The sequence below is a fragment of the Micromonospora sp. NPDC049799 genome (assembly GCF_040656655.1).
Taxonomy (GTDB): Bacteria; Actinomycetota; Actinomycetes; order Mycobacteriales; family Micromonosporaceae; genus Micromonospora.
This window is the reverse complement of record NZ_JBFAMU010000551.1, coordinates 1-3,063: the sequence shown is the minus strand read 5'-3', so window position 1 is coordinate 3,063 and position 3,063 is coordinate 1. Positions and strand designations below refer to the sequence as shown.

Below are 3,063 nucleotides of genomic sequence, written 5' to 3'. Positions count from 1 at the left end.
GCCCGACCTGCGGCTCGCGGTGGTGGCCGGCGACGAGGCGACCGTCGCCCGGGTGGCCGGCCGGCTGCGGGTCGGCGCCGGCTGGGTGTCCACCGTGCTGCAGCGTCTCGTGCTCGCCCTCTGGTCCGACCCGGCGGTGGCCGAGCGGGTGGCGCGGGCGGGGGAGAGCTATGAACGCCGCCGCGCCGGGCTGCTCGCCGAGCTGGCCGACCGGGGCGTCCCGGCCCGGGGGCGCAGCGGCATCAACGTCTGGGTGCCGGTGCTCGACGAGACCAGCGTGGTCACCGCCCTACGGGACGCCGGGTGGGCGGTCGCCCCGGGCGGGCTCTACCGGATCGGCGCCGGGCCGGCGGTCCGACTCACCGTCAGCACGCTCGACGAGGCCGACCTGGCGCCGCTGGCGGACGCGGTCGCCCGTGCCGTCCGGCCGGGAGCCGCGACGAGCTTCTCCACCTGACCGGGCGGGCGTGGCGGGCCGGCGTGAGTCGGCCCGAACGGGGTAGAACGGTCGTCATGGCCGAGACCGACACCGCCCCCGGCGCCCAGCAGTTCATCCCGCCGCAGGCCGACACCCTCGACGAGCTGCGCGCCGCCGCCACCGGCTGCCGGGGCTGCGAGCTGTACCGGGACGCCTCCCAGACGGTCTTCGGTCGGGGCGACGAGAGCGCGCGGGTGGTGTTGGTGGGGGAGCAGCCCGGCGACATGGAGGACCAGAAGGGCCTGCCCTTCGTCGGCCCCGCCGGCCGGCTGCTGCGCAAGGCCGTCGACGACGCCGGACTGGACCCGGCGCACATCTACCTGACCAACGCCGTGAAGCACTTCCGCTTCGAGCTGCGGGGCAAGCGGCGCATCCACCAGACCCCCGACCGGGTGCACATCACCGCCTGCCGTCCCTGGCTGGTCGCCGAGTTCGCCCGGCTCCGTCCGGAGATCGTGGTGGTGCTCGGGGCGACCGCGGCGAAGGCGCTGCTCGGCCCGACCTTCCGGGTCACCCGGCAACGCGGCGAGCTGCTGCCCTGGCCCGCCTCGGCCCAGCACCCGGAGGACTTCGCCCGGGTGCCGGTGGACAACACCGGGAAGGTGGCGGACGCCCCGGAGGCCCGCCTGCTGGCCACCATCCACCCCTCGGCGGTGCTGCGCGCCGACGACCAGGACGCGGCGTACGACGGACTGGTCGCCGACCTGACCGTGGCCGCCCGCGCCCTCGCCTGACCGTCACGCCCCTGGGCAGGTGCGGTGAGCGGTGCCACACTTGCCGCCATGGAGCAGCATCTCTACGAGCGTGACCACGCCGAGTTCCGTGACCTGTGCCGCGAGTTCCTCGCCCGCGAGGCGGTGCCGCACCACGAGCGCTGGGAGGCCGAGGGGATCGTCGACCGCGAGGTGTGGCGCAAGGCCGGCCGGGCCGGGCTGCTCGGCATGGACGTCGACCCCGAGTACGGCGGCGGCGGCCAGCAGGACTTCCGGTTCAACGCGGTGCTGGTCGAGGAGATCGTCGCCGCCGGCTGCTCCGGCCTCGGGTTCGGGCTGCACAACGACGTGGTGGCCCCGTACCTCACCGAGCTGACCAGCGACGACCAGCGCAAGCGGTGGCTGCCCGGCTTCTGCTCCGGCGACCTGGTGACCGCGATCGCGATGAGTGAGCCGGGCGCCGGCTCGGACCTGGCCGGAATCCGCACCACCGCCGTACGCGACGGCGACACGCTGGTCCTCAACGGCCAGAAGACGTTCATCACCAACGGTGAGATGGCGGACCTGGTGCTGGTGGTGGCCCGGACGGCGGACCAGGGCGCGCACGGGGTGAGCCTGGTGGCGGTGGAGGCGGGCACGCCCGGTTTCACCCGGGGCCGGCGGCTGGCCAAGGTGGGCCTGAAGGCCAACGACACGGCGGAGCTGTTCTTCGACGACTGCCGGGTGCCGGCGGAGAACCTGATCGGCACCGAGAACCACGGCTTCTACCACCTGATGGGGAACCTGCCCCGGGAGCGGCTCAGCATCGCGATCGCGGCGGTGGCGGCGGCGGAGAAACTGCTCGCGGTCACCCTGGACTACGCCCGGTCCCGGGAGGCGTTCGGCCGGCCGATCGGGAAGTTCCAGCACAACCGCTTCCTGCTGGCCGAGCTGGACACCGAGGTCACCATCGCGCGGACGTTCGTCAACCACTGCGTCGCCGAGTTCAACGCGGGGCGCCTGTCGGTCACCGACGCGGCGAAGGCGAAGTGGTGGACCACCGAGCTGCAGAACAAGGTCGCCGACCGCTGCGTGCAGCTGCACGGCGGCTACGGCTTCATGCTGGAGTACCCCGTGGCGAAGGCGTGGCTGGACGGCCGCGTGCAGACGATCTACGGCGGCACCACCGAGATCATGAAGGAGATCATCGGCCGGGGCCTCGGCCTGTAGCGAAACCGGGTCCCGGAGAGCGGGGTGGATGCGCAAGGATGGGAGCGCTGTCCACCCCTTACCGCTCCGGGAGCCCGCCGATGGCCACCGACCTGACCGCGCCGGTCCGTACCGCTCCGGACGTCGTACCGATCCAGCGCCGGACGCTGCGCCTGCTGTTCGTCACCCAGATCATCGGCGGGATCGGCGTGACCATCGGCATCTCGGTGGGCGCGTTGCTCGCCGCCCGGGTCGCCGGCACCGCGGTCGCCGGTCTGGCGCAGAGCGCCGCCGTGGTCGGTGGGGCACTGCTCTCCGTACCGGTCACCCGGATCATCAACGGGCACGGCCGCCGGCCGGGGCTGGCGGTGGCGTACCTCGCGGGCACTGTCGGCGCCGTGCTGGTGGTGGTCGCCACGGTCACCCGCCTGGTGCCGCTGCTCTTCCTGGGCATGTTCTTCTTCGGCGGCGGGACGGCCGCCGGCCTCCAGGCCCGTTACGCGGCGGTCGACCTCGCCGAGCCCGCCCGGCGGGGCCGGCAACTGTCCCTGATCGTCTGGGCCACGACCATCGGGGCGGTGGCCGCGCCGAACTTCGCCGCGCTCGCCGACCGCACCACCTCCGGCTGGGGGCTGCCGCCGCTGGCGGGCCCGTTCGCCTTCAGCGCCGCCGCGTTCATGATCG

General features: G+C 73.9%; 3 protein-coding genes and 1 pseudogene. All 4 read left to right on the top strand.

Going from position 1 to position 3,063, the window contains the following annotated elements:
- A partial coding sequence (locus AB0I76_RS26165; RefSeq protein WP_357040664.1) for an aminotransferase class I/II-fold pyridoxal phosphate-dependent enzyme occupies positions 1-457 on the top strand: 457 nt, incomplete at its 5' end.
- Positions 458-513: 56 nt separating this feature from the next.
- A complete protein-coding gene (locus AB0I76_RS26160; RefSeq protein ID WP_357040661.1) occupies positions 514-1,212 on the top strand; it encodes a UdgX family uracil-DNA binding protein in 699 nt (232 codons plus the stop codon).
- A gap of 48 nt (positions 1,213-1,260) precedes the next feature.
- Complete coding sequence (locus tag AB0I76_RS26155) at positions 1,261-2,400, top strand: acyl-CoA dehydrogenase family protein (protein ID WP_357040658.1); 1,140 nt, start codon at positions 1,261-1,263, stop codon at positions 2,398-2,400.
- Between the two features lie 80 nt (positions 2,401-2,480).
- Positions 2,481-3,063: pseudogene (locus AB0I76_RS26150) on the top strand (MFS transporter); the annotation flags it as partial.

Coding starts and splice junctions, on each gene's coding strand:
- AB0I76_RS26155 (WP_357040658.1), top strand. CDS start 1,261: ATGGAGCAGCATCTCTACGAGCGTGACCACGCCGAGTTCCGTGACCTG.
- AB0I76_RS26160 (WP_357040661.1), top strand. CDS start 514: ATGGCCGAGACCGACACCGCCCCCGGCGCCCAGCAGTTCATCCCGCCG.